This window comes from Devosia algicola, from assembly GCF_028816455.1.
GTDB lineage: Bacteria > Pseudomonadota > Alphaproteobacteria > Rhizobiales > Devosiaceae > Devosia > Devosia algicola.
In genome coordinates this window covers 1,922,333-1,941,995 of record NZ_CP118246.1, presented here as the reverse complement: position 1 = coordinate 1,941,995, position 19,663 = coordinate 1,922,333, and the positions used below count along the sequence as shown (strand labels likewise).

The following is a 19,663-nucleotide window of genomic DNA, read 5'->3' as shown; positions in this document are numbered from 1 at the left end:
AATATTTCGGCAAAAACCTTTGCGAAAGCCCGGGCCATGTGCCCGGGCTTTTTGCTGTTCGTTGATTGGTCCGCCCTATTTGTAGAGCAGATCGGGCAGCCAGGTGATGAGTTGGGGGAAGATGAACAGGATCGCCAAACCGGCCATTTGCAAGAGTACGAAGGGAATGACACCCTTATAGATGGTGCCGGTGCCAATACCGGCAGGGGCAACGCCACGCAGATAGAAAAGGGCGAAGCCAAAGGGGGAGTCAGGAAACTGGTTTGCAGGTTTACCCCGACCATGACGCCGAGCCAGATAGGGTCAATGCCCAAGGTCAACAGCACTGGGGCGGTGATCGGGATCACAATAAAGATGATCTCGAACGTGTCGAGAATGAATCCCAGCAAGAACATGATCAGCATGACGATTATGGTGGCACCAATTGCTCCGCCTGGCATGGATGACAGGAACGCGTGGACCAGATTGTCGCCACCCATCATGCGGAACACCACTGAAAACACGGCCGCACCAAACAAGATGATAAAGACCATTGAGGTGATGGTTGCGGTGGAGACCACGGCCTGACGCATGACGGAGAAGCTGAGTCTGCGTCGAGCGGCGGCTAGTACCATGGCGCCAACCGAACCCACCGATGCCGCCTCGGTAGGGGTGGCGACGCCGCCCAATATCGAGCCGAGCACCGCAACGATCAGCAGAAGCGGGGGCACCAGTGCCACCATGACCTCGCGCATCAGATCCTTTTTTTCGTCAGCGGGCACCGGTGTGGCGGGGCAGGATTTGGGATCGGTGATGGCTTTGAAAATGACCCAGCTGGCATAGAGCCCGACCAATAGGATGCCGGGCAGGATGGCGCCGGCGAATAGCGCGCCGACCGAAACCGGTTCGGGCGCGAAGTTGCCTTTTTCCATCTGTACCTGGGCATTGATGCCCGAGAGCATGTCGCCCATGAAAATGAGAACGGTCGAGGGCGGAATGATCTGACCGAGAGTGCCCGAGGCGCAGATCACGCCGGAAGCAAGTTTCGGGTCGTATCCGGCACGCAGCATGGCGGGCAGCGAGATGAGGCCCATTGTGACCACCGTCGCGCCGACAACACCGGTGGATGCCGCCAGCAAGGCGCCAACGATGATCACTGACAGGCCCAGTCCGCCGCGCAAATTGCCGAAAAGCTTGCCCATGGTGAGCAGCAGTTGCTCGGCGATGCCGGAGCGCTCCAGCATCACACCCATAAAGACAAAGAGCGGCACGGCAACCAGCACCTCATTGCTCATCAGCCCGATATAGCGACCAACGAGCGACCCGAAATTTGACGGGTCATAAACGCCAAACAACATGCCGAGTACCGAGAACACCAAAGCGGTGCCGGCCAGTGAAAATGCGACAGGGAAGCCAACCAGAAGGACCCCGATGACGCCGACAAACATCAAACCGGAGAGAATTTCGCCAATGAGTACGGGATCCATTAAACTGCTTCCTCGGCGACTTCGCTTTGATAGCGCAGGTTGGCGGGCAGGAGATCATCGCGATTGGCCAGAACCAGGATTGAGCGGCAGGCCATGGCGATGCCCTGCAGCCCAACCAGCACTGCAAAAACAATGATAAAGCTCTTGAGGACAAACAGTCCCGGCATGCCGCCGATATTGCCCGAGCCTTCCCAATAGCTCCAGGAGCGCACAACGGCGGGCCAGGCATAGGCCAGCACCACATAAATATAGGGCAGCAGGAAAAAGGCGACGCCGAACAGATCGGCCTTTGCCTTGGTCCGCGTCGAGGCGGGACGGTAAAAAATGTCGACGCGCACATGATCGTCTCGCATGAGCGCAAAACCAGCGACCCCGGTAAACATGGCTCCAGCGAGCCAAACGTAAAGATCTTGCAGCCACAGAAAACTGATGTGGAAGAAGTATCGTTGCACCACGACGGTGAAGCAGACCAATACAGTTGCCAATGCCAACCAGGACAATATTTGGCCAACAACCCAGTTGACGGCGCTGATGCCCTTTACGAGCATGGCGAGAGTTTGCACAAATATCCTCCCTGCTGGCTGTTGGTCGCCAAAGCATTTGTTGGTTTTGGTGGTGACGTAAAAAAGTATCGATTTCAAGCCAAAAGCGGTTTTTGCTACGCTCATTGGCATTTGGAGGGGCATTGGTGTCGTCTTGCGCCGACATCAGCGCCGCGAACAGGTGACAATCGGGCCAAAGATGATATTGGGCGGTAGAAACTTATTTTTTGGGTTGAGGAGCGGGCATGTTTGTTGTGGGCGGCGAAAGCCTGATTGATCTGGTTTCGGCACCACGGGGGGTAGATGGCAGCATTCATATGCAGGCCCATCAGGGCGGTTCGCCCTATAATTGCGCCATCGCGCTATCGCGGCTTGGCCATGATACCGGCTATTTGTGCCCGATCAGCAAGGACGGCTTTGGCAGTTATCTGCTGGAGCCGCTGGAAGCAGCAGGCGTGCGCCAGTTGCTCCCCCGCCGGGTGAATGTGCCGACAACGCTGGCGGTCGTGACGCTCGATGCACAGGGCAAGGCGCAGTATGAATTTTACCGGGGGGCGGACCGGGCGATCGAGAGCAAGTTGCTGACGGCGGCGCTGCCGGATGAACTTGAACTCTACCAGATTGGCGGATTTTGCCCGATCCTGCCCGATGACGCGGAAAAATGGCTTGTTGCAGTCGAGGCGGCCATTGCGAAGGGCGCCACAATTTCGATTGATCCGAATGTGCGACCGTCACTGGTCGAGGATTTTGACGGTTACAAGGAGCGGTTAGGACGGTTTCTCGATCTGGCGCACGTTATCAAGGTTTCCGAGGAAGATCTGGAAGCGCTCGATCCGTCACAATCGATCGAAGCGCATGCGCAGGACTTGTTGGCGCGACCGAACTGCGAATTGGTGGTGGTAACGTTGGGCGAGCATGGATCGCGGGCGTTTACGTCTAATGGGCGGGCAACGACGGGTGTGTACGCGCCACCGCAATTTGGTGACACCGTCGGGGCAGGTGATAGTTTGATGGCTGGCATATTGACCCAGTTGGGTGCGCTCAAGGCACTCAAACCGGGGACATTGAAGCAATTGGATGATGCAGCCCTCATGACGGTGTTGCGATTTGGCGCGGTAGTTGCGGGTCTCAACTGCGGCCAAAAGGGCTGTAATCCGCCGACACGACCCCAAGTCGAGGCTGTGTTGGGTGGCGCCGAGGGCCAGATCGGCAACACCTAACAATTTGGTTAGTTGTGTCCAAGGGCCATGGTTGGTTGTATGGCGCAAACAATTTAGGGATTGGCCATGGCGCGGCGATGGATTGGTGCGGTAGCGATTGCTGCCCTAGTGGGTGTTGGCGTCGGCCTCTATATGTTCAAGGCCGTTGCCGGTCCGCCCCGCGATCTGACGCTGGTTGGCGATGCTGCGCGTGGGGACTATTTGATCAGGCTGGGTGGGTGTGTGGCCTGCCACACTGACGCCAGCACTGGGCGAGCTCCCTTGTCGGGCGGCGCGCCGCTCCAAACCGACTTTGGCAGTTTTGTGCCACCCAATATTACCTCGGACAAGTCCGCTGGCATTGGTGGTTGGTCGCTGGCGATGTTTTCGGACGCGATGAGCAATGGCATGGGGCCGCAGGGGCATCTCTATCCCGCTTTTCCCTATGAGAGCCTACACGCTGATGAGCGATCAGCAGATTGCTGATCTTTATGCGGCGCTGATGGCCAGTGAACCGGTGCCGGCGCCAGCGGCGGCAAGCGAAATCAATTTTCCGTTCAATATCCGCCTGTTGATGGCGGGCTGGCAGAACATGTTCTTTGAGCCAAAACGGTTTGAACCCGATCCGGAGCGGTCGGACGAGTATAATCGAGGCAAGTTTCTGGCCTTTGGCCCGGCGCACTGCGTGGCTTGCCATACGCCGCGAAATCTATTGGGGGCGCTGGACTGGGACAAGGCGTTTACCGGCAGTCCGGGCGGTACTGGTGGCAAGGCACCAGCGCTGACTCGAGCGGCGCTGATTGAGGACGGCTATGATGCGGCAACGCTAGTACAGACGCTCAAGGACGGGTTTACGCCGGGTTTTGACGTGCTGGGTGGGCCAATGGGCGAAGTGATCGCCGAGGGCACATCGAAGTGGCGCGACGAAGATTTGCAGGCGGTGGCCAACTATCTGCTGGCGGAATGATCAGACGTCGGCGCGGATGGCCAGCGCCTCTTCGAGTGTCATGGTTGTATGATGGAGCCATTTGGGATTGGTGTCGGGGAAATCGGTGCGGAAATGGCCGCCTCGGCTTTCAGTTCGCTTGAGCGCTGCGGCGGTAACCAGCGTCGCCGACGTGGTCATGTTGAGATAAGCACGCGTGACCTGCTGGGCATTGGCTTCCAGATCGGCAATGTTGCGCAGGGCCTGCCGTAACCCATCAGCGTTGCGTTCGACGCCGACCAGATCGGTCATGGTGGCGCGCAGGTCCTTGACGGCCTTGAGATTGCGCAGCACGAACTCGGCCTGTTCACCGGCGGCATCGTCCCAACCCAGGCCCTTGAAGGGCGCGAGCGCGCGCACCGGTTCAAGTCCGCCGATGTCTTCGGCGATACGGGCACCATATACTGTCGCTTCGAGCAGGGAGTTGGAGGCCAGGCGATTGGCGCCGTGGAGGCCGGTGCAGGAAGCCTCGCCACACACCCAAAGGCCAGGCAGGCTGGATCGGCCACGTTCGTCGACCTTGACGCCGCCCATATGGAAATGCGCAGCCGGGGTGACCGGGATCATGCCGTTGACGGGATCAATGCCGGCGTCATGGCAATAGGCAGCAACCGTCGGGAAACGAGTCAGAATATCGGCGCCAAGCACTTTGCGGGTGTCGAGAAAAACCTGGTGACCAGCCTGAATCTGGCGGAAATTGGCGCGGGCAACTATATCGCGCGGCGCCAGTTCCGCGTCAGGATGTATGGCGGTCATGAAGCGTTCACCCAACTCATTGACCAATATGGCGCCTTCACCGCGCAAAGCTTCGGTGGCGAGCGGGGCAGGATCGGCGCCGGTGGCGATGGCGGTTGGATGAAACTGGACGAATTCGGCGTCCGCGATCAAGGCGCCAGCGCGCGCCGCCATGCCCATGGCGTGGCCACGTACACCTGGTGGATTGGTCGTGACGGCGTAAAGCCCGCCCAGTCCACCTGCCGCCAGAATAGTGGCACGGGCGCGAATGAGTACGGGTTCGGTGTACCGGTCGCCCAGCTTGCGGCAGATGACGCCGACAATGCGACCATTTTCGCGCGCCAGATCGACCGCCGTAATGCCCTCAACTACCCGGATTGAGGGCGTACGGCGCACTTGCGCGATGATGGCTTGCATGATGGCCCAACCGGCGCGGTCGCCCTCAACCTTGACGATGCGGTTGGCCGAATGGGCTGCTTCCTTGCCGAGCGCGTAATTGCCGAAATCGTCGCGATCAAACGGAGTGCCCCACTGCGCCAGATCTTCGATGCGGGCAGCGGCTTCAGCGGTGACGGATTCGGCGATGCCGTGATCAACAATACCGGCACCGGCCATTTCTGTATCGAGGGCATGGGCATGGGAGCCTATCACCCTGACCTACGGCGGCAGCGACACCGCCCTGTGCCCAAGCCGAAGACGCGCCTGTGCCCAGTGGCTTGGGTGACAGTACCGTAACCGAGCGCGGCGCCAGTTTGAGGGCGCAGAACAGGCCGGCAAGACCGGCGCCGACGATCAGGGCACCATCTGCATCAAGCGTGTTGTCAAAAACGGCCATTGTTGTTCCTCCGCCTCGGTGGTTTACCGGGGTCGCTCAACCAATGCCTTGCCCTTGGTGAATTTGGTCGCCAGCACATGATAGACGCCTTCAGGACAAATCAGTTTGGAAACCGCCGATGCAATCAGGGCGCTGACCATGAGCGGGAAGATCAGGGCATGGTCGCCGGTCATTTCCGAGACGATGACAAACGACGTCAGCGGGGCCTGCACGACGCCAGAAAGATAGGCGGCCATGCACAGAATGACCAGTGCGGAAATCGGAATATCGGGCAGGATGGGCGCCAGATTTTGTGCAATACCGGCACCAACCGCCAGCGAGGGCGAAAAGATGCCGCCGGGAATGCCGCTGATGGCGGTCAACCATGTGGCGACCAATTTGAGAATACCGAACAGGGGGTGGATAGCTTCGCCTGCCAGAACAGCCTTGGACTGTTCATATCCGGTACCGAAAATGGTGCCGCCAGCCGCAAGGCCACAGATGGCGACAAGAAGGCCGCACAAGGCGGCAAACCAGACTGGCCAACGTTTCATCCAGATGCCAGGGCGACCCGGTAAACCCATGGAAAACAGGATGACGAGGCGACTGAACAGGCCACCGAGCAATCCGCCAGCTACGCCCGCGGCCAAGACAGCGAGCCATTGCCAACCCCAGACGATGCCCTGTGAGGAAACGCCGAAATAGGTGTAGTTGCCCAGTGCCGCTAGGGACGTAAGACCGGCGATGATGACAGTGACAATGACCAGGATACTGGAGCGGCTTTCGAACGAGCGGCTCATTTCCTCGATGCCGAACATGATACCGGCAAGCGGTGCATTAAAGGCGGCGGCAACACCAGCCGACGCGCCTGCGAGCAACAGGCCGGGCTGGCGATGGGGTGCAAACCGGCCCAGGGCGAACATCAGGGCGGCGCCTACCTGCACGGTTGGCCCTTCGCGCCCGGCCGAGGCGCCGATGCCCAGACCCAACACCATCAGGACAATCTTGCCGAAGGCCATGCGCAGCGTCACCAGACGACCACGCTCGCCTTGATCAGACAGTTTGCGGGCCGCCATGACCTGGGGAATACCACTACCTTCCGCGCCGTCGAAATAGGTGCGGGTGACCCAGGCAATCATGGCGAAGCCAAGGGGGGTAACCAGCATCGGCAGATAGGGATAGCGGTTCTCGAAGCTGAAAAATACGACCTGAGCCCAATCGGACAGCATGGTCATGAGCACGGCGCCAAGACCAATCATGATGCCGCCGAACACAAACAGCGTGCGACGTTGCAAACGGGGCAACATTACGCGACGCGTCCTCAAATAGAGCGCTCGACGGAAAGTTCGTTGGGTCATCGGTGGGCAGTCCGGGTGGTCAGCGTGGTCTTGCTAGCAAGTTGGCGAGACTGATACCACCCTTGGCCGCGGTTTTTTTGTACTTGCAAGGGCGCCATGTGCTGACGGGGTACGCCAGCGACCGTACGATTTTTCCCTTCATTGGCGTTTGAAATAGGTATTAGTATGGTTGGAGAAACTACGCGATATTAGGGCGGCAACCGAATTTGGGCGAGGATGACGACAAGGATTGGGGGGCGGAAGAAGCGGCGGCGTGGTTCGATCCAGCACCCGAGATGGAAGCGCATCTGGCAATTTATCAGCAGGTACTTGTCGCCTATGGATTTCATTGCGCGCTGACCGGGCAGAAGTTTGATTCCATTTCAGATGGTGTGCACACAGCATTGCAGGTTGTCGCCATTCGTCCCAGAGCGCTCGGCGGTCCGCTTCACGTAAGCAATTATCTATGTCTGGCCGATATGGCCGCGCGGGCGTTCGCGCGGGGTCACTGGCTGGTTGACGATGATTATGGTGTTGTCGCTGATCGCAGGGTCATGGTGCCTGAACTGGCAAGGGCGCTTCGGGTCGAGGGCAGACTGCTGCTGCCCGAAGATCGGCTCTATCATCCGGACCGGACGCAATTGGCCTGGCATCGTACCCGGATTTTGAACGGGGCCTAGTCGCCCTTGCGGCTCATTTCGATCATCCGTTCCACTGCCCTGCGGGCGTCGGGGATGATGGCCGGATCGACAATGACTTCCTCGGTATTGGTGTGGAGCGACCACAGGATATTTTCGAGATTGATGCGCTTCATGTGCGGGCAGATATTGCACCCGCGCAGGAAATCGACGCCAGTGGTTTCGGAGGCGACATTATCGGACATCGAGCATTCGGTGACCATGACGACGCGGGGTGGCTTTTCGGTCTTTACCCAATTGATCATGGCGGCGGTGGAGCCCGAAAAATCGACTACATCGATGACTTCGGGGGGACATTCGGGATGGGCAATGATCTTGGCAGTGGGATAAGCGTGGCGCAGGCTCGGAAATGTCGTCGGCGGTAAAGGTTTCGTGGACCTCGCAGGCCCCGGCCCAAGTGATGATCTTCTTGTCGGTTTTCTTGGCGGTGTTTTGAGCCAGAAACTGGTCCGGTATCATGATGACCGTGTCGCCTTCGACGGCATTGACGATGTCGAGCGCGTTGGACGAGGTGCAGCAGACATCGGTCACCGCTTTGACGGCAGCGGAGGTGTTGACGTAGGTGACAACAGGGACACCGGGATACATGTCGCGCATGGCGGTGACATCGGCAGCGGTGATCGAGGATGCCAATGAACACCCGGCGCGACTATCGGGGATCAGCACTGTCTTGCCGGGATTGAGCAGTTTGCTGGTTTCGGCCATGAAATGCACGCCGCACTGCACAATTACCGATTGCTTGACCTTGGTGGCTTCGACGGCCAACTGTAAACTATCGCCAACTATATCGGCGACGCCGTGGAAAATTTGCGGCGTCTGGTAGTTGTGCGCCAGAATGACCGCGTCCTTTTCCTTCTTGAGCACGTTGATCTGAAAGATCAGCGGGGCGTAGAAAGGCCATTCGATTTCGGGTATCTTGTCCTTGACGCGTTCGAACACTTTTTCTGTAGAGCGCTCGACCGCCTTGGAAAAGCTGAGATCGTAGTTCTGGGCAAGAATAGCGCGCGCGTCCTGCAAGGGAGTGAGCGCATTGATGGTTTGAACCATGGACATAGCCTCTCGTGTGCCAACAAGGCCCGGCGGAACCTAGGGATTTTTTTGTAGGATTTCAATGAACTGCGTTGCAGGTTTTTTCCCGAGCCACTAACCGTTCACTATCGCCCACACCACAAAGAGAAATTTCATGCCCCAAGACGCTGCTGCCATTCGCTCCATTTTGTCCATGGCGCCGGTTATTCCAGTGATCATCCTGGACGATGTGGCCAAGGCCAAACCGCTGGCCGAGGCGTTGGTAGCGGGGGGCTGCCAATCCTTGAGGTGACCTTGCGCACACCCAACGCGCTCAAGGTGATGGCGGAGATGGCCAAAGTGTCGGGCGCCATTGTTGGTTCGGGCACGGTCCGCAACGCCCAGCACATGCAACAATCGGTCGATGCCGGGTGCCGGTTCATGGTGTCGCCCGGCGCGTCGCCGCGCTTGCTGGATGCGGCCGACGATGTGGCCATTCCGCTGTTGCCGGGTATCGGAACGCCCACCGAGGCAATGACTGCGGCGGAACGTGGCTACTCGTTCCTCAAGTTCTTTCCGGCCGAAGCGCTGGGCGGTGCACCGGTGCTCAAGGCCTTTGCATCGCCACTGCCCGACATCACTTTTTGCCCGACCGGTGGGATCAATTCCGACAAGGCCAAGATTTATCTTGGCCTGTCGAACGTGATTTGCGTTGGTGGCTCCTGGATCATGCCGAGCGATGCGATCGAGGCAGGTGACTATGGTCGGATCGAGGCACTGGCGCGCGAGGCGTCGGCGCTACGCGGCTAATATGGCGACTGTGCCCGACGATGGGCTGACCCATTTGCGCGTGACACTGAGCGAGACGGCCTATATCGGGCCGGGTCGGGCGGACCTTTTGGAGCAGATTGCGCTCTGCGGGTCGATTTCGGCTGCGGGCAAGGCCATGGGGATGAGCCTACAAGCGCGCCTGGGGGCTGGTGCAAGCGCTCAATGCCGGTTTTGGGCGGGAATTGGTGGTGGCGCGTCGCGGGGGTCGTGCGCAGGGGGGCGCCGAACTCAGTGTCTTCGGCCAGGAGGTTTTGGACCGTTATCGGGCGATGCAGGCCAAGACGCGCCTGGCGATTGACGAGGATGTAATGGCATTGCGCCTGTCAATATCCGATATGTCTGAACGGAAATAACGCTTGCTGGTTCGGCGGTAGTTTGCGACAAGGATATGTTTGGACAAACATATCGAGTTGCTGATGAAGTTGTGGCTGGCTCTGGCGTCAGGTTTGATGATTGCGTGTGCGGCGGGCCCCGCAATGGCGGGGTCGGTGACGGTGGCGGTTGCGGCCAATTTTACCGCCACGGTGGAGCGGCTGGCGGCCACCTTCACCGCGCGAACTGGAGACGAACTGGTATTGAGCCTTTGGTTCGACCGGAGGTCTTTACGCCCAGATCAGCCAAGGCGCACCGTTTGAAATTTTTCTGGCAGCGGACGATGCACGCCCCGCCTTGGCCATGGCCGAGGGACTGGCGGTGCCGGGGAGCGCTGTTACCTATGCCGTTGGGGCGTTGGCGCTTTACAGCACAACATTGGATCTTAGCAATGGGGCGGCGGCGCTCGATGCCGTGTTTGACCGCTTGGTCATTGCCGATCCGGCAAGTGCGCCCTATGGGCGGGCGGCGGTGGAAACGCTGACGGCACTAGGCAAATATCAGGCGATATCGGCAAAGCTGGTAACCGGCGCGAACATCAGTCAGGCGCTGCAGTTTGTTGAAAGCGGCAATGCTGAACTGGGATTTGTTGCGGTGAGCCAGCTTGGTGACCGGCAAAATTTCTGGCTGGTACCGGCAGCGCTTCACCAACCAATCAATCAAGATGCGGTTTTGCTAGAACGGGGTAAGCAAGATCGGGTGGCCTTGTCGTTCATGAGGTTTTTGGAAAGCGAAGAAGCGCGAGCGATCATAAGAGCAGATGGCTATGGCCTGCCGGATCGGGCGGGGCCTTAGCGGATGGGGTGGCGCGATATCGAAGCGATCTGGCCGCCGGTCATTCTGACGCTGGCACTGGCGGGCGTGACGACGATCATTTTAATGGCGGTGGGTACGCCAATTGCCTGGTGGCTGGCCAGAAGCCGGTGGCGAGGCAAGGAAGCCGTAGCGGCGGTCGTGGCGCTGCCGCTTGTGTTGCCGCCAACGGTGCTTGGGTTCTATCTGTTGCTATGCTTGGGTCCGTTTGGTCCGGGTGGCTGGATCGCCGGACTTTGGGGCGGGCGCACGCTGGCGTTTTCATTTTCAGGTCTGGTGATTGGTTCGGTGGTCTATTCGCTGCCCTTCATGGTCCAGCCATTGCGCAATGGATTTGCCGCGATTGCGCCGGAACTCGTGGACGCGGCGAAAACGCTTGGCGCGTCATCGTGGCAAGTGTTTTGGGCGCTGGCGGTGCCGATGGCCAGACCCGCCTATGTGGCGGGGGTGGTGTTGAGTTTTGCCCATACAGTAGGTGAGTTCGGCCTAGTGCTGATGATTGGCGGCAATATTCCGGGGCAAACCAAAGTACTTTCGGTTGCCATCTATGAATCAGTTGAACGGCTGCAATGGGGGCGGGCGCACTTATTGTCGTTGGGACTGGTGGGCTTTGCATTTGCTGTAATTCTTGTGGTGATGTTGGCGGATCGTCGGACGGCTCGCGGGATGCCCGCTGGGTGATTGCGTCGGCAGCGTTAGCCCAATAGTGTCTGGCTATAGCGTTGGCGGGAGAATCAGCATGGGACTATTTGGTGATATGGGTCTGGATGGCTCCGGGGTAGCGCTGTTAGCGATTGGCGTGCTGGCCATTCTGGTGTTGTTTGCGGGTGCCAAGCAGGTGGCGCAGGGGTATAATTATACCGTCGAACGGTTCGGTAAATATACGCGCACGCTCAAGCCAGGACTTAATCTGATTGTGCCGTTCATCGATACCATCGGCAAGAAGATCAATGTCATGGAGCAGGTGCTCGATGTGCCGCATCAAGAGGTCATTACCAAGGACAATGCCTCGATCACTGCCAATGGCGTGACTTTTTATCAAATTCTGGATGCAGCGGCGGCGGCTTATGAAGTTTCGGACCTGCAGAACGCTATACTCAATCTGACGATGACCAATATCCGCACGGTAATGGGGTCGATGGATCTGGATGAACTATTGTCCAACCGAGACGAAATCAACAAGCGTTTGCTGCACGTTGTGGATGCGGCTGTGTCTCCCTGGGGCGTCAAGATTACCCGTATTGAAATCAAGGATATCGATCCACCCAAGGATCTGGTGGAGTCCATGGGGCGGCAGATGAAGGCGGAGCGCGAAAAGCGCGCGACAATTCTTGAGGCCGAGGGGCGTCGCCAAAGCGCGATCCTGCAGGCGGAGGGCGCCAAGCAGGCCCAGGTGCTCGAAGCGGAAGGGCGCAAAGAGGCAGCTTTTCGCGATGCCGAGGCGCGCGAGCGTTCGGCGGACGCAGAAGCCAAAGCCACAACGTCGGTGTCGGAGGCCATTGCCAGCGGCAATGTGCAGGCGATCAATTATTTCGTTGCCAACAACTATATCAAGGCTCTTGAAGGCATTGCCACGTCGCCCAACCAGAAGGTTCTGATGCTGCCATTGGAGGCGGCCAGTGTTATCGGTTCGATCGGCGGCATTGCCGAAATCGCGCGCGAGACATTTGGTGGTGGCGCGCCAAGTGCACCGCGTCCGACCGGCCGACCACCGACCGCCGGTCAATAGGCAGTCGGTCATGGAAGTGGTGGATTTCATCGGCCAATATGGGGCCTGGTCGTGGATTGTCGCAGGGCTCATTCTGTTCGCGCTTGAGTTGATGGTGCCCGGCGGCTTTTTGCTGTGGCTGGGCATTTCGGGCATCGTGACCGGCGTGATCGTTATGGTGCAGCCGATGGATTGGCCGTGGCAATGGCTGGTTTTTGGTGTGCTAGGGCTTGTCAGCATTTCGCTTTGGGTGCGTTTCAACCGCAATCGCCATCAAAATAGCGACCGACCTTATCTCAATCGGCGTGCTGAGCGGTTCGTGGGGCATGAGGGTGTGCTGGAAGAGCCGCTGATGAATGGCTATGGGCGGCTGGCGCTGGGGGACACTGTGTGGCGCATTTCGGGGCCGAATCTGCCGATTGGGACACGCGTGCGTATCGTCGGCAGCGAAGGGGCGGTGCTCAAGGTTGAGCCAATCTGAGGCCCGTGTCCGTGACGTGTGAATGCGGCCCGAATTGGTACGGGTCGGCAAGGTTTCGTTAACCATAAGCTGGCATCATTAGTGCGAACAGGGACAGGTCGCAGCCTGTCTCACGATCACTTGGTGCCGCGCTGTGTGAGGTGGCACGGCACGCATTGGGCGGCCATGGAGCAGATATTGTCCCGGCGGCTAAATATATTTTGCTGGGCAGGCCTGGTTCCAGCCACTATCGCGGTGCTGGTGGGAACTGGTTCGGCATTGGCTGACCCATCAATCAGCGACGCGCGATTGCCTGCGGGTCAATATCCGCTTGCCCCGGACCCGTTGCCGAACGGGCCACAATTGCGCGAACCCTATACGCCATTTTTCGTGACCGACTGGAGCCTGTCGCTCAGGGGTACATATCGCCGTGACGGGACTGGTGAACGCTATGAGGTGATTGGCGCGCCCGAAGTCAGCCTCAAACACCAGGGCAGTCGGGCCAAACTTGATATCAGTGCCAGCGCCGAATTGCGCCAGCCGGTCAACGATCAGATCAATGTGAGTGGTTTGCGACTTGGTCTTGATAGCGGCTATCAGCTGGATCAGGATACCAGCATCGTCGGTACGCTGGCGCTCGCCATCGACAAGCCTGAGACCGGAACGCGGGGGCAACCAAGTGGTGTGGCGATTGCGCCGACCAGTATCTCAGGTGGCGGCAGCATTGGCATAACCCGCCAGTTCAGTCGCTTTAATGTTGGGGTGAATGGGGCGATTAATCGCACGATTTATGGGCAGAGCACGCTGACCTCGGGTGCCGTCGTCGATAATGGTGATCAGAATATCTGGAGTTTGGACGGCACGCTACGCGTCGGTTACCGCGCGACGCCGATCATCGAGGTGTTTGCGGAGGCGGGCCTGGGGCGTGACGTGTTCGATTATGCCTCGCCGGGCCTGTTGGTCAAGGCTGATGCCACCTCGGCGAGCCTGAAAGCGGGCGTCAAGGGTAAATGGGGCAGTACGCTTGAGGCCGAGGCTTCGGCAGGTGTCGGGCTTCGCCGGTTCGATGCGGCCAGCCTTGGCGAGGTGCGCAGTACGCTCTACGACGCGAGCGTGAGTTACATGCCCTCTCCATCGCTGAGGCTGACAGGTGGCTTCACCACCAGCGTCGAGCCGCCAGGACCGGATTCGAGCGGCACCACCCGCACCGAATATGCGGCGCGTGGCACGATTGATTACACGATCAATTCGTGGCTGGCGGTGAACGGGTTGGCAAGTTGGCGGACGGCGCAGTTCTCCGGATCGACCAATACCGAACGTGGTTTCGGCTTGGGAGCCGGGGCGCAGTACAAGCTCAACAAGCAGACCTCGGTTTCAGCCGACTACGCCTATGATCACAGTGAAAGCACCAGTGACGGCACACAGGATAGCCACACGGTCAGCCTTGGGGTAACCCTTAAGCGCTAGTCGCTGATATTGATGTTGAGTTTCTTCAGTTCGGCCAAAAAGCCATCGCGGATATCATCGCGATCCAGCGCAAAGACGACGTTGGCGGTCAGAAAACCGATCTTGGCACCACAGTCGAAGGAACGGCCCTGGTATTTGACCCCGGTGAAGGGCTGGGACCGCAACAGGGTCTGCATGGCGTCGGTGATCTGAACCTCGCCGCCAGCACCACGAGGCTGATCCTCGAGCAAGTCAAAAACCTTGGGTTGCAGGATATAGCGGCCCGAGATGATAAGGTTGGATGGTGCGTCGGCGGGTTTGGGCTTTTCGACCATTTTGGTGATGGCAAAACCGGTATCGTCGCCATCGCCGCGGGCGATGACACCGTAGCTGGAAACCTCGCTGTGCGGCACTTCCTCAACCGCAATAATATTGCCGCCCATTGTTTCATAGGCACGCATCATCTGCTTGAGAACGCCGGGCTCGGCCTTGAACACCATGTCGGGCAACAAGAGGGCAAAGGGTTCGTAACCGACCAGTTCACGGGCGCACCAGACGGCATGGCCAAGCCCCAATGGCTCTTGCTGGCGGGTGAAACTGGTGCGGCCAGCGGCGGGAAGATCCTGCCGCAGTCTTTCAAGAGTATCGGTCTTGCCGCGCGCTTCGAGCGTTGTTTCGAGTTCAAACTGGCGGTCAAAATGGTCTTCGATGATGTCCTTGTTGCGACCCGTTACAAATACGAAATTTTCAATGCCGGCTTCGCGCGCCTCATCGACGGCATACTGAATCAGGGGTCGATCAACCACCGTCAGCATTTCCTTGGGCAGGGCTTTGGTCGCGGGCAAAAAACGCGTGCCCAGGCCAGCAACGGGAAATACGGCGGTTCTGACACGTTTTTGCAATCGACTGCTCCGCAAGGAATGGGCGTGTAAAGGTATCTCAATACCTAGAGAATAGCATCGCGTCAAAATTGCTCATATGCGACAGGGGTTAATAGAATGGCGGTTCTGGTGACAGGCGGCGCGGGATATATTGGCAGCCACATGGTGCTGCGGTTGGCCGATGCAGGCGAAGAAGTCGTCGTTCTAGACAATCTGGTCACCGGGTTCGATTGGGCGATCGATGGGCGGGCACAATTCGTCATGGGCGCCGCCAACGACCAGACGCTGGTCAGTGACGTCATCGCGACGCACAAGATTTCGGAAATTGTGCATTTTGCCGGTTCGATCGTTGTGCCGGAATCCGTTGTTGATCCCCTCAAATATTACGGCAATAACACCGCGACGTCGCGCGACCTGATCGCGGCTGCGGTCAAGGGCGGCGTCAAGCACTTCATCTTTTCCTCGACCGCCGCAGTTTACGGCATGACGGGGTTGGCACCGGTGGTGGAGCAGACCCCGCTCAGCCCCATGTCTCCTTATGGGCGCTCCAAACTGATGACAGAATGGATGTTGGCGGATGTGGCTGCGGCGCATCCGATGACCTATGGTGTGCTGCGTTATTTCAATGTGGCGGGTGCCGATCCGCAAAAGCGCAGCGGGCAGTCAACACCCTTGGCTACGCACCTTATCAAGGTAGCGGCGCAGACAGCGTTGGGGCAGCGCCCGAAGATGGATATTTTCGGGACAGACTATGAAACTACTGATGGTACCTGTGTGCGCGACTATATCCATGTGACCGATCTGATCGAAGCGCATGCGTTGCTGCTGACATATCTGCGTGGCGGCGGCGACAGCTCGACGCTCAACTGTGCCTATGGTCAGGGTTATTCGGTGCGGCAGGTGATCAATACCGTCAAGGCGGTGTCGGGTGTCGATTTTCGGGTCGATGAAGGACCGCGTCGAGCCGGCGATCCGGCCTCGATAACGGCGACCGGGGAAAAAGTGCGATCCGTGCTGGGGTGGGTGCCCCAACACGATGATTTAACCGAGATCGTCACATCAGCCTATGAGTGGGAACGTCACCTGATGATGCGCAATCGGTAGGCGAAATCAATTTCAGGGGACGCCCGGCGTGTGGCGGGCGAGAGCCTTGATGACCTGTTTAGCCGTGATCCTACCGACCTGCTTGCCATCCCGATCCTTGACGCCGATCCACTGGTTTTCGGCGAACATTGGCAGCACATCTTCACAGCGCGCGTCTGTGTCGACGCTTAGCTCACACGGCTCGTGCTCGCCTTTTTCCATGATCGATCGCACATGGATGGCGCGGGCCTTGTTGACCTGGGCGACAAACTCTTCAATGTGCTCATTGGCGGGACGCAGAACGATATCCTCGGGTTTACCTTCCTGAACCAGGGCGCCGTCCTTGAGTACCGCAATGCGGTCACCGATCTTGAGTGCCTCATCAAAGTCGTGGGTAATGAACAGGATGGTCTTGTGCAGAGACTTTTGCAGGGCGATCAATTCGTCCTGCATGCCCGCGCGGATCAGCGGATCAAGCGCTGAGAAGGCCTCATCCATCAGAATGATATCGGTATCGAGCGACAGCGCTCGCGCCAGGCCGACACGCTGTTGCTGACCGCCGGAAAGCTGACGAATACGCGAGTTTTCATAGCCCTTGAGGCCGACGGTCTCGATCCATTTTTCTGCCGTCTCGAGACGCTGTTTGCGCCCGACACCGCGTACCTCGAGCCCATAGGCGACATTATCGATTACCGAACGGTGGGGCAAAAGGCCGAACTTTTGAAAGACCATGGCCACTTTGGTGCGCCGGAAGGCGCGTAGTTCTTCCAGGCTCATCTTGAGCACATCAATGCCGTCGACGATGATCTCGCCCGCTGTGGGATCGATCAGGCGATTGACGTGTCGGATCAGGGTAGACTTGCCTGAACCCGAAAGCCCCATGACCACAAATATCTGGCTGCGTGCAACATCGAGCGAGACATTGTTGAGCCCGATGACGTGACCGGTTTCGGCCTGCACATCGGTCTTGGAACGCCCGGACTCGAGCATGGAGAGCGCGCTTTGGGGATCATCACCAAATATCTTGGTCAGTCCGCGCATTTCGATGGCGTTGGCGGGTGTGCCGTCGGTCATCGTGGTTTTGTCGGTCATTGCGTTCATGTGCGCGCCTCGGTGATGCCGATTTTTGCCTGAAGCTGCTTGCCAAAGGCTTGGGTGGTGCGATCAAAGACAATCGCCAGCACGACGATGCCGAGACCGGCAAACAGGCCACGACTAACTTCAAGGCGGCCGATGCCCTGGAGCACCTGATAGCCGAGGCCACCGGCGCCAATCATTGAAGCAATCACCACCATGGCCAGAGCCATCATGATGGTCTGGTTGACGCCCGCCAGAATGGTGGGCAGGGCCAGCGGTATTTGCACGCCAAACAGACGTTGGCTTGGATTGGTACCAAAGGCCCGCGAGGCTTCCATGACGGCCGGATCGACTGAGCGCAGACCGAGATCGGTCAAGCGCACCAAGGGTGGTGCTGCGTATACGATGGTGGCGATGAGCGCCGGAATCTTGCCCGGGCCGAAGATCATCACAGCCGGGATGAGATAGACGAAGCTGGGTAACGTCTGCATCAGATCAAGAAGGGGGTCAGTATCTGGCGCACGCGGGTGGAGCGCGACATGAAAACTCCGACCGGAATAGCGATGACGATTGTGGTCAGCGTGGCTGCGATCATGAGCGCCATTGTGATCATGGAATCTTCCCACAGATCCATTAATCCAAGAAAGAACATGGCTCCAGCTACCAACAGCGGGAATTTCCAGCTTCGCGTGGCGAGCCAGGCAATGGCGCACAAAATGGCAATGATGAGCCACCAGGGGGTGGCGATCAACAGGCCCTGGATAAGGTTGAGCAGGACCAGCAAGGGATGGGCTATGGCCTCAAACGTCTGGCTCCAATTGCTGACGACCCAATTCAGGCCTTCGTCAATGGATTTGCGCAGCGGGCGCGTGTCGATAATTTCAGGGAACATTGTTTAGTCCTCGTGACGTACCAATTGCGGCCGGGCATATACCCGGCCGCCGTGATTGTCGGTAATGGCAGTCCACTAGAGGCTGGCTTCGACTTTTTCAGCAATCTCAGGCGAAACCCATTTAGTCCAGGTGTCCTGTTCGGTCTTGAGGAAGTTTACGGCCGTTGCTTCGGCGTCAGCCTGGTTCTCATCGCCATAGACCAACAACTTGCTGATTTCGGCATTGCTCAGGCCGGCCTTGCCAAGATATTCGGCAACATTTGGAGCCTCTTCAGGAATCCACGCTGCTGCGCCAATAATGGCGGGCGAAGACGGGTAAGCGGTCTTGACAGGTGGCTTGTCGCAGTCGGCATTGGTGTTGCAGGCGTAGCCTTCCTTGTCGACCGGGCCCATGTCGAGTTGAACAGCGTCATACTTACCCAAGATGGCGGTTGGTCCCCAATAGTAGAACAGGATGGGCTCGGTGCGCAGGAAGGCACGCGAGATCGAGGCATCAAGCGAACCGCCCGAACCGGGAGAAAACAGGTTCCAGGTGTCCTGCATACCGTAGGCCTTGTATTCTGCTTCGGTTGCAATCTCACATGTCCAGCCGGGAGGGCAGGAATATAGGCGTCCTTTTGAGGTGTCCTCCGGATCGGGAAACAGGTCCGGACGGGCAACGACATCATCGACGCTCTTAAGGCTCTGGATGATCGGCAACCACATAGGCGGGCACGAACCAACCTTCGACTGTGCCGTCGGTGATGGCATCTGCGAGTTTGACTACCTTGCCGTCAGCCACGCCCTTTGCCCAGGGTTCCTCGATCGAGCTGGTCCAGAGTTCTGGCGCAATGGCGGGCGTGCCGCGCGACAGCATGGAGGAAGAAGTGGGTACGGTGTCGCCGCTGACGATTTCGACGTTACAACCAAAGCCTTTTTCAAGAATGGTTGCGTGGATGTGGGCCAAGGCGGCCGCCGAGGGCCATGTCATCTCAGCGATATCAATCTTGCGATCGGTGCCACATGCGGTGTCTTGGGCCTGAACAGGCAGACTAAGGGGAATGGTCACGCAGAGTGCCGTGACAATAGCTGCGCGTTTCCAGCTGAATATCATAAGGTCGTTCCTGTATATATTTGGGAAGGGCTGAACATAACGGCGTCATACCGATAAGTCAAACCGTTGACCTAAGCGTAAGTTAAAACAACAAACTCGCCGAAATAACGCGTATACTTTGAAAGTTTAGAAATGAATTAGACAGTTTGCGTTTAGCTTATTGCCTGTGGATAGATATTTTTACAGTTTATCGCGAATTTTGCACTTGAATGGCAAGTTTAAT

Annotated in this window: 18 protein-coding genes and 5 pseudogenes; 13 read left to right on the top strand and 10 right to left on the bottom strand. The window is 58.3% G+C overall.

Annotated features, from left to right (window positions below; genetic code table 11):
• Positions 1-75: 75 nt before the first annotated feature.
• Both PSQ19_RS10295 and PSQ19_RS10290 read right to left on the bottom strand, forming a co-directional pair.
• A pseudogene (locus tag PSQ19_RS10295) lies at positions 76-1,466 on the bottom strand (TRAP transporter large permease).
• Positions 1,466-2,029, bottom strand: coding sequence for a TRAP transporter small permease subunit (locus tag PSQ19_RS10290; protein WP_282217655.1), 564 nt, complete (start codon positions 2,027-2,029; stop codon positions 1,466-1,468). Before PSQ19_RS10290 ends, PSQ19_RS10295 begins: the two are co-directional and overlap by 1 nt.
• Positions 2,030-2,253: 224 nt before the next feature.
• On the opposite strand from PSQ19_RS10290, the gene PSQ19_RS10285 reads away from it, so the two are divergent.
• From PSQ19_RS10285 to PSQ19_RS10275, 3 genes are all read left to right on the top strand, one after another.
• Entirely contained in the window at positions 2,254-3,228 is a 975-nt protein-coding gene (locus PSQ19_RS10285; RefSeq protein ID WP_282217654.1) for a carbohydrate kinase family protein, read from the top strand.
• 66 nt (positions 3,229-3,294) lie between these two features.
• Positions 3,295-3,693: a hypothetical protein gene (locus PSQ19_RS10280; RefSeq protein ID WP_282217653.1), complete on the top strand. Its 399-nt coding sequence runs from the start codon at positions 3,295-3,297 to the stop codon at positions 3,691-3,693.
• Complete coding sequence (locus PSQ19_RS10275) at positions 3,671-4,174, top strand: c-type cytochrome (protein WP_282217652.1); 504 nt, start codon at positions 3,671-3,673, stop codon at positions 4,172-4,174. The genes PSQ19_RS10280 and PSQ19_RS10275 overlap by 23 nt, the downstream gene beginning before the upstream one ends.
• Here PSQ19_RS10275 and PSQ19_RS10270 read toward each other — a convergent pair.
• Positions 4,175-5,762, bottom strand: a pseudogene (locus PSQ19_RS10270) (L-aspartate oxidase). It lies immediately after the preceding gene.
• A 23-nt stretch (positions 5,763-5,785) separates the two neighbouring features.
• Positions 5,786-7,099 (bottom strand): chloride channel protein, encoded by a 1,314-nt coding sequence (locus PSQ19_RS10265; protein ID WP_282217651.1) that lies wholly within the window; start codon positions 7,097-7,099, stop codon positions 5,786-5,788.
• A 206-nt stretch (positions 7,100-7,305) separates the two neighbouring features.
• Here PSQ19_RS10265 and PSQ19_RS10260 point away from each other — a divergent pair, with 206 nt between their 5' ends.
• Positions 7,306-7,758 (top strand): hypothetical protein, encoded by a 453-nt coding sequence (locus tag PSQ19_RS10260; protein WP_282217650.1) that lies wholly within the window; start codon positions 7,306-7,308, stop codon positions 7,756-7,758.
• Here the strand turns inward: PSQ19_RS10260 and nadA are convergent.
• A pseudogene (gene nadA / locus PSQ19_RS10255) lies at positions 7,755-8,823 on the bottom strand (quinolinate synthase NadA). The gene PSQ19_RS10260 and the pseudogene nadA overlap by 4 nt on opposite strands.
• 136 nt (positions 8,824-8,959) lie before the next feature.
• Here nadA and eda point away from each other — a divergent pair.
• From eda to PSQ19_RS10220, 8 genes and pseudogenes are all read left to right on the top strand, one after another.
• Positions 8,960-9,594, top strand: a pseudogene (gene eda, locus PSQ19_RS10250) (bifunctional 4-hydroxy-2-oxoglutarate aldolase/2-dehydro-3-deoxy-phosphogluconate aldolase).
• 1 nt (position 9,595) lies between these two features.
• Positions 9,596-9,913 carry a winged helix-turn-helix domain-containing protein gene (locus PSQ19_RS10245; RefSeq protein WP_282217649.1) on the top strand — a complete coding sequence of 106 codons (318 nt, stop codon included), beginning with the start codon at positions 9,596-9,598 and terminating at the stop codon, positions 9,911-9,913.
• Between the two features lie 118 nt (positions 9,914-10,031).
• Positions 10,032-10,250 carry a hypothetical protein gene (locus tag PSQ19_RS19390; protein ID WP_328517642.1) on the top strand — a complete coding sequence of 73 codons (219 nt, stop codon included), beginning with the start codon at positions 10,032-10,034 and terminating at the stop codon, positions 10,248-10,250.
• The gene (modA, locus tag PSQ19_RS10240; protein ID WP_328517766.1) at positions 10,228-10,782 is read left to right on the top strand and encodes a molybdate ABC transporter substrate-binding protein; all 555 of its coding nucleotides are present in this window, start codon (positions 10,228-10,230) and stop codon (positions 10,780-10,782) included. Before PSQ19_RS19390 ends, modA begins: the two co-directional genes overlap by 23 nt.
• A gap of 3 nt (positions 10,783-10,785) precedes the next feature.
• Positions 10,786-11,481, top strand: coding sequence for a molybdate ABC transporter permease subunit (gene modB / locus PSQ19_RS10235; RefSeq protein ID WP_282217648.1), 696 nt, complete (start codon positions 10,786-10,788; stop codon positions 11,479-11,481).
• Between the two features lie 76 nt (positions 11,482-11,557).
• Positions 11,558-12,529 (top strand): SPFH domain-containing protein, encoded by a 972-nt coding sequence (locus PSQ19_RS10230; RefSeq protein ID WP_456077519.1) that lies wholly within the window; start codon positions 11,558-11,560, stop codon positions 12,527-12,529.
• Positions 12,530-12,539: 10 nt separating this feature from the next.
• The gene (locus tag PSQ19_RS10225; RefSeq protein ID WP_282217647.1) at positions 12,540-12,989 is read left to right on the top strand and encodes an NfeD family protein; all 450 of its coding nucleotides are present in this window, start codon (positions 12,540-12,542) and stop codon (positions 12,987-12,989) included.
• Between the two features lie 177 nt (positions 12,990-13,166).
• Complete coding sequence (locus tag PSQ19_RS10220) at positions 13,167-14,435, top strand: DUF5777 family beta-barrel protein (protein WP_282217646.1); 1,269 nt, start codon at positions 13,167-13,169, stop codon at positions 14,433-14,435.
• Here the strand turns inward: PSQ19_RS10220 and galU are convergent.
• Entirely contained in the window at positions 14,432-15,316 is an 885-nt protein-coding gene (gene galU, locus PSQ19_RS10215; protein ID WP_282217645.1) for a UTP--glucose-1-phosphate uridylyltransferase GalU, read from the bottom strand. The genes PSQ19_RS10220 and galU overlap by 4 nt on opposite strands.
• Before the next feature lie 96 nt (positions 15,317-15,412).
• Between galU and galE the strand changes: the two genes are divergently transcribed.
• Positions 15,413-16,399, top strand: a complete 987-nt coding sequence (gene galE, locus PSQ19_RS10210) for a UDP-glucose 4-epimerase GalE (RefSeq protein WP_282217644.1) — start codon at positions 15,413-15,415, stop codon at positions 16,397-16,399.
• A gap of 12 nt (positions 16,400-16,411) precedes the next feature.
• On the opposite strand, the gene PSQ19_RS10205 is transcribed toward galE, so the two are convergent.
• From PSQ19_RS10205 to PSQ19_RS10190, 4 genes and pseudogenes are all read right to left on the bottom strand, one after another.
• Positions 16,412-17,479 carry a quaternary amine ABC transporter ATP-binding protein gene (locus PSQ19_RS10205; protein ID WP_282217643.1) on the bottom strand — a complete coding sequence of 356 codons (1,068 nt, stop codon included), beginning with the start codon at positions 17,477-17,479 and terminating at the stop codon, positions 16,412-16,414.
• Positions 17,476-18,347, bottom strand: a pseudogene (locus PSQ19_RS10200) (ABC transporter permease). The gene PSQ19_RS10205 and the pseudogene PSQ19_RS10200 overlap by 4 nt, the downstream one beginning before the upstream one ends.
• Before the next feature lie 75 nt (positions 18,348-18,422).
• Positions 18,423-19,052 (bottom strand): glycine betaine ABC transporter substrate-binding protein, encoded by a 630-nt coding sequence (locus PSQ19_RS10195; RefSeq protein ID WP_282217642.1) that lies wholly within the window; start codon positions 19,050-19,052, stop codon positions 18,423-18,425.
• Positions 19,024-19,440 carry a glycine betaine ABC transporter substrate-binding protein gene (locus PSQ19_RS10190; protein WP_282217641.1) on the bottom strand — a complete coding sequence of 139 codons (417 nt, stop codon included), beginning with the start codon at positions 19,438-19,440 and terminating at the stop codon, positions 19,024-19,026. The genes PSQ19_RS10195 and PSQ19_RS10190 overlap by 29 nt, the downstream gene beginning before the upstream one ends.
• Positions 19,441-19,663 lie beyond the last annotated feature (223 nt).

Coding starts and splice junctions, on each gene's coding strand:
- PSQ19_RS10285 (WP_282217654.1), top strand. CDS start 2,254: ATGTTTGTTGTGGGCGGCGAAAGCCTGATTGATCTGGTTTCGGCACCA.
- PSQ19_RS10280 (WP_282217653.1), top strand. CDS start 3,295: ATGGCGCGGCGATGGATTGGTGCGGTAGCGATTGCTGCCCTAGTGGGT.
- PSQ19_RS10275 (WP_282217652.1), top strand. CDS start 3,671: ATGAGCGATCAGCAGATTGCTGATCTTTATGCGGCGCTGATGGCCAGT.
- PSQ19_RS10265 (WP_282217651.1), bottom strand. CDS start 7,099: ATGACCCAACGAACTTTCCGTCGAGCGCTCTATTTGAGGACGCGTCGC.
- PSQ19_RS10245 (WP_282217649.1), top strand. CDS start 9,596: ATGGCGACTGTGCCCGACGATGGGCTGACCCATTTGCGCGTGACACTG.
- PSQ19_RS19390 (WP_328517642.1), top strand. CDS start 10,032: ATGAAGTTGTGGCTGGCTCTGGCGTCAGGTTTGATGATTGCGTGTGCG.
- modB (WP_282217648.1), top strand. CDS start 10,786: ATGGGGTGGCGCGATATCGAAGCGATCTGGCCGCCGGTCATTCTGACG.
- PSQ19_RS10230 (WP_456077519.1), top strand. CDS start 11,558: ATGGGTCTGGATGGCTCCGGGGTAGCGCTGTTAGCGATTGGCGTGCTG.
- PSQ19_RS10225 (WP_282217647.1), top strand. CDS start 12,540: ATGGAAGTGGTGGATTTCATCGGCCAATATGGGGCCTGGTCGTGGATT.
- galE (WP_282217644.1), top strand. CDS start 15,413: ATGGCGGTTCTGGTGACAGGCGGCGCGGGATATATTGGCAGCCACATG.
- PSQ19_RS10205 (WP_282217643.1), bottom strand. CDS start 17,479: ATGAACGCAATGACCGACAAAACCACGATGACCGACGGCACACCCGCC.
- PSQ19_RS10195 (WP_282217642.1), bottom strand. CDS start 19,052: ATGTGGTTGCCGATCATCCAGAGCCTTAAGAGCGTCGATGATGTCGTT.
- PSQ19_RS10190 (WP_282217641.1), bottom strand. CDS start 19,440: ATGATATTCAGCTGGAAACGCGCAGCTATTGTCACGGCACTCTGCGTG.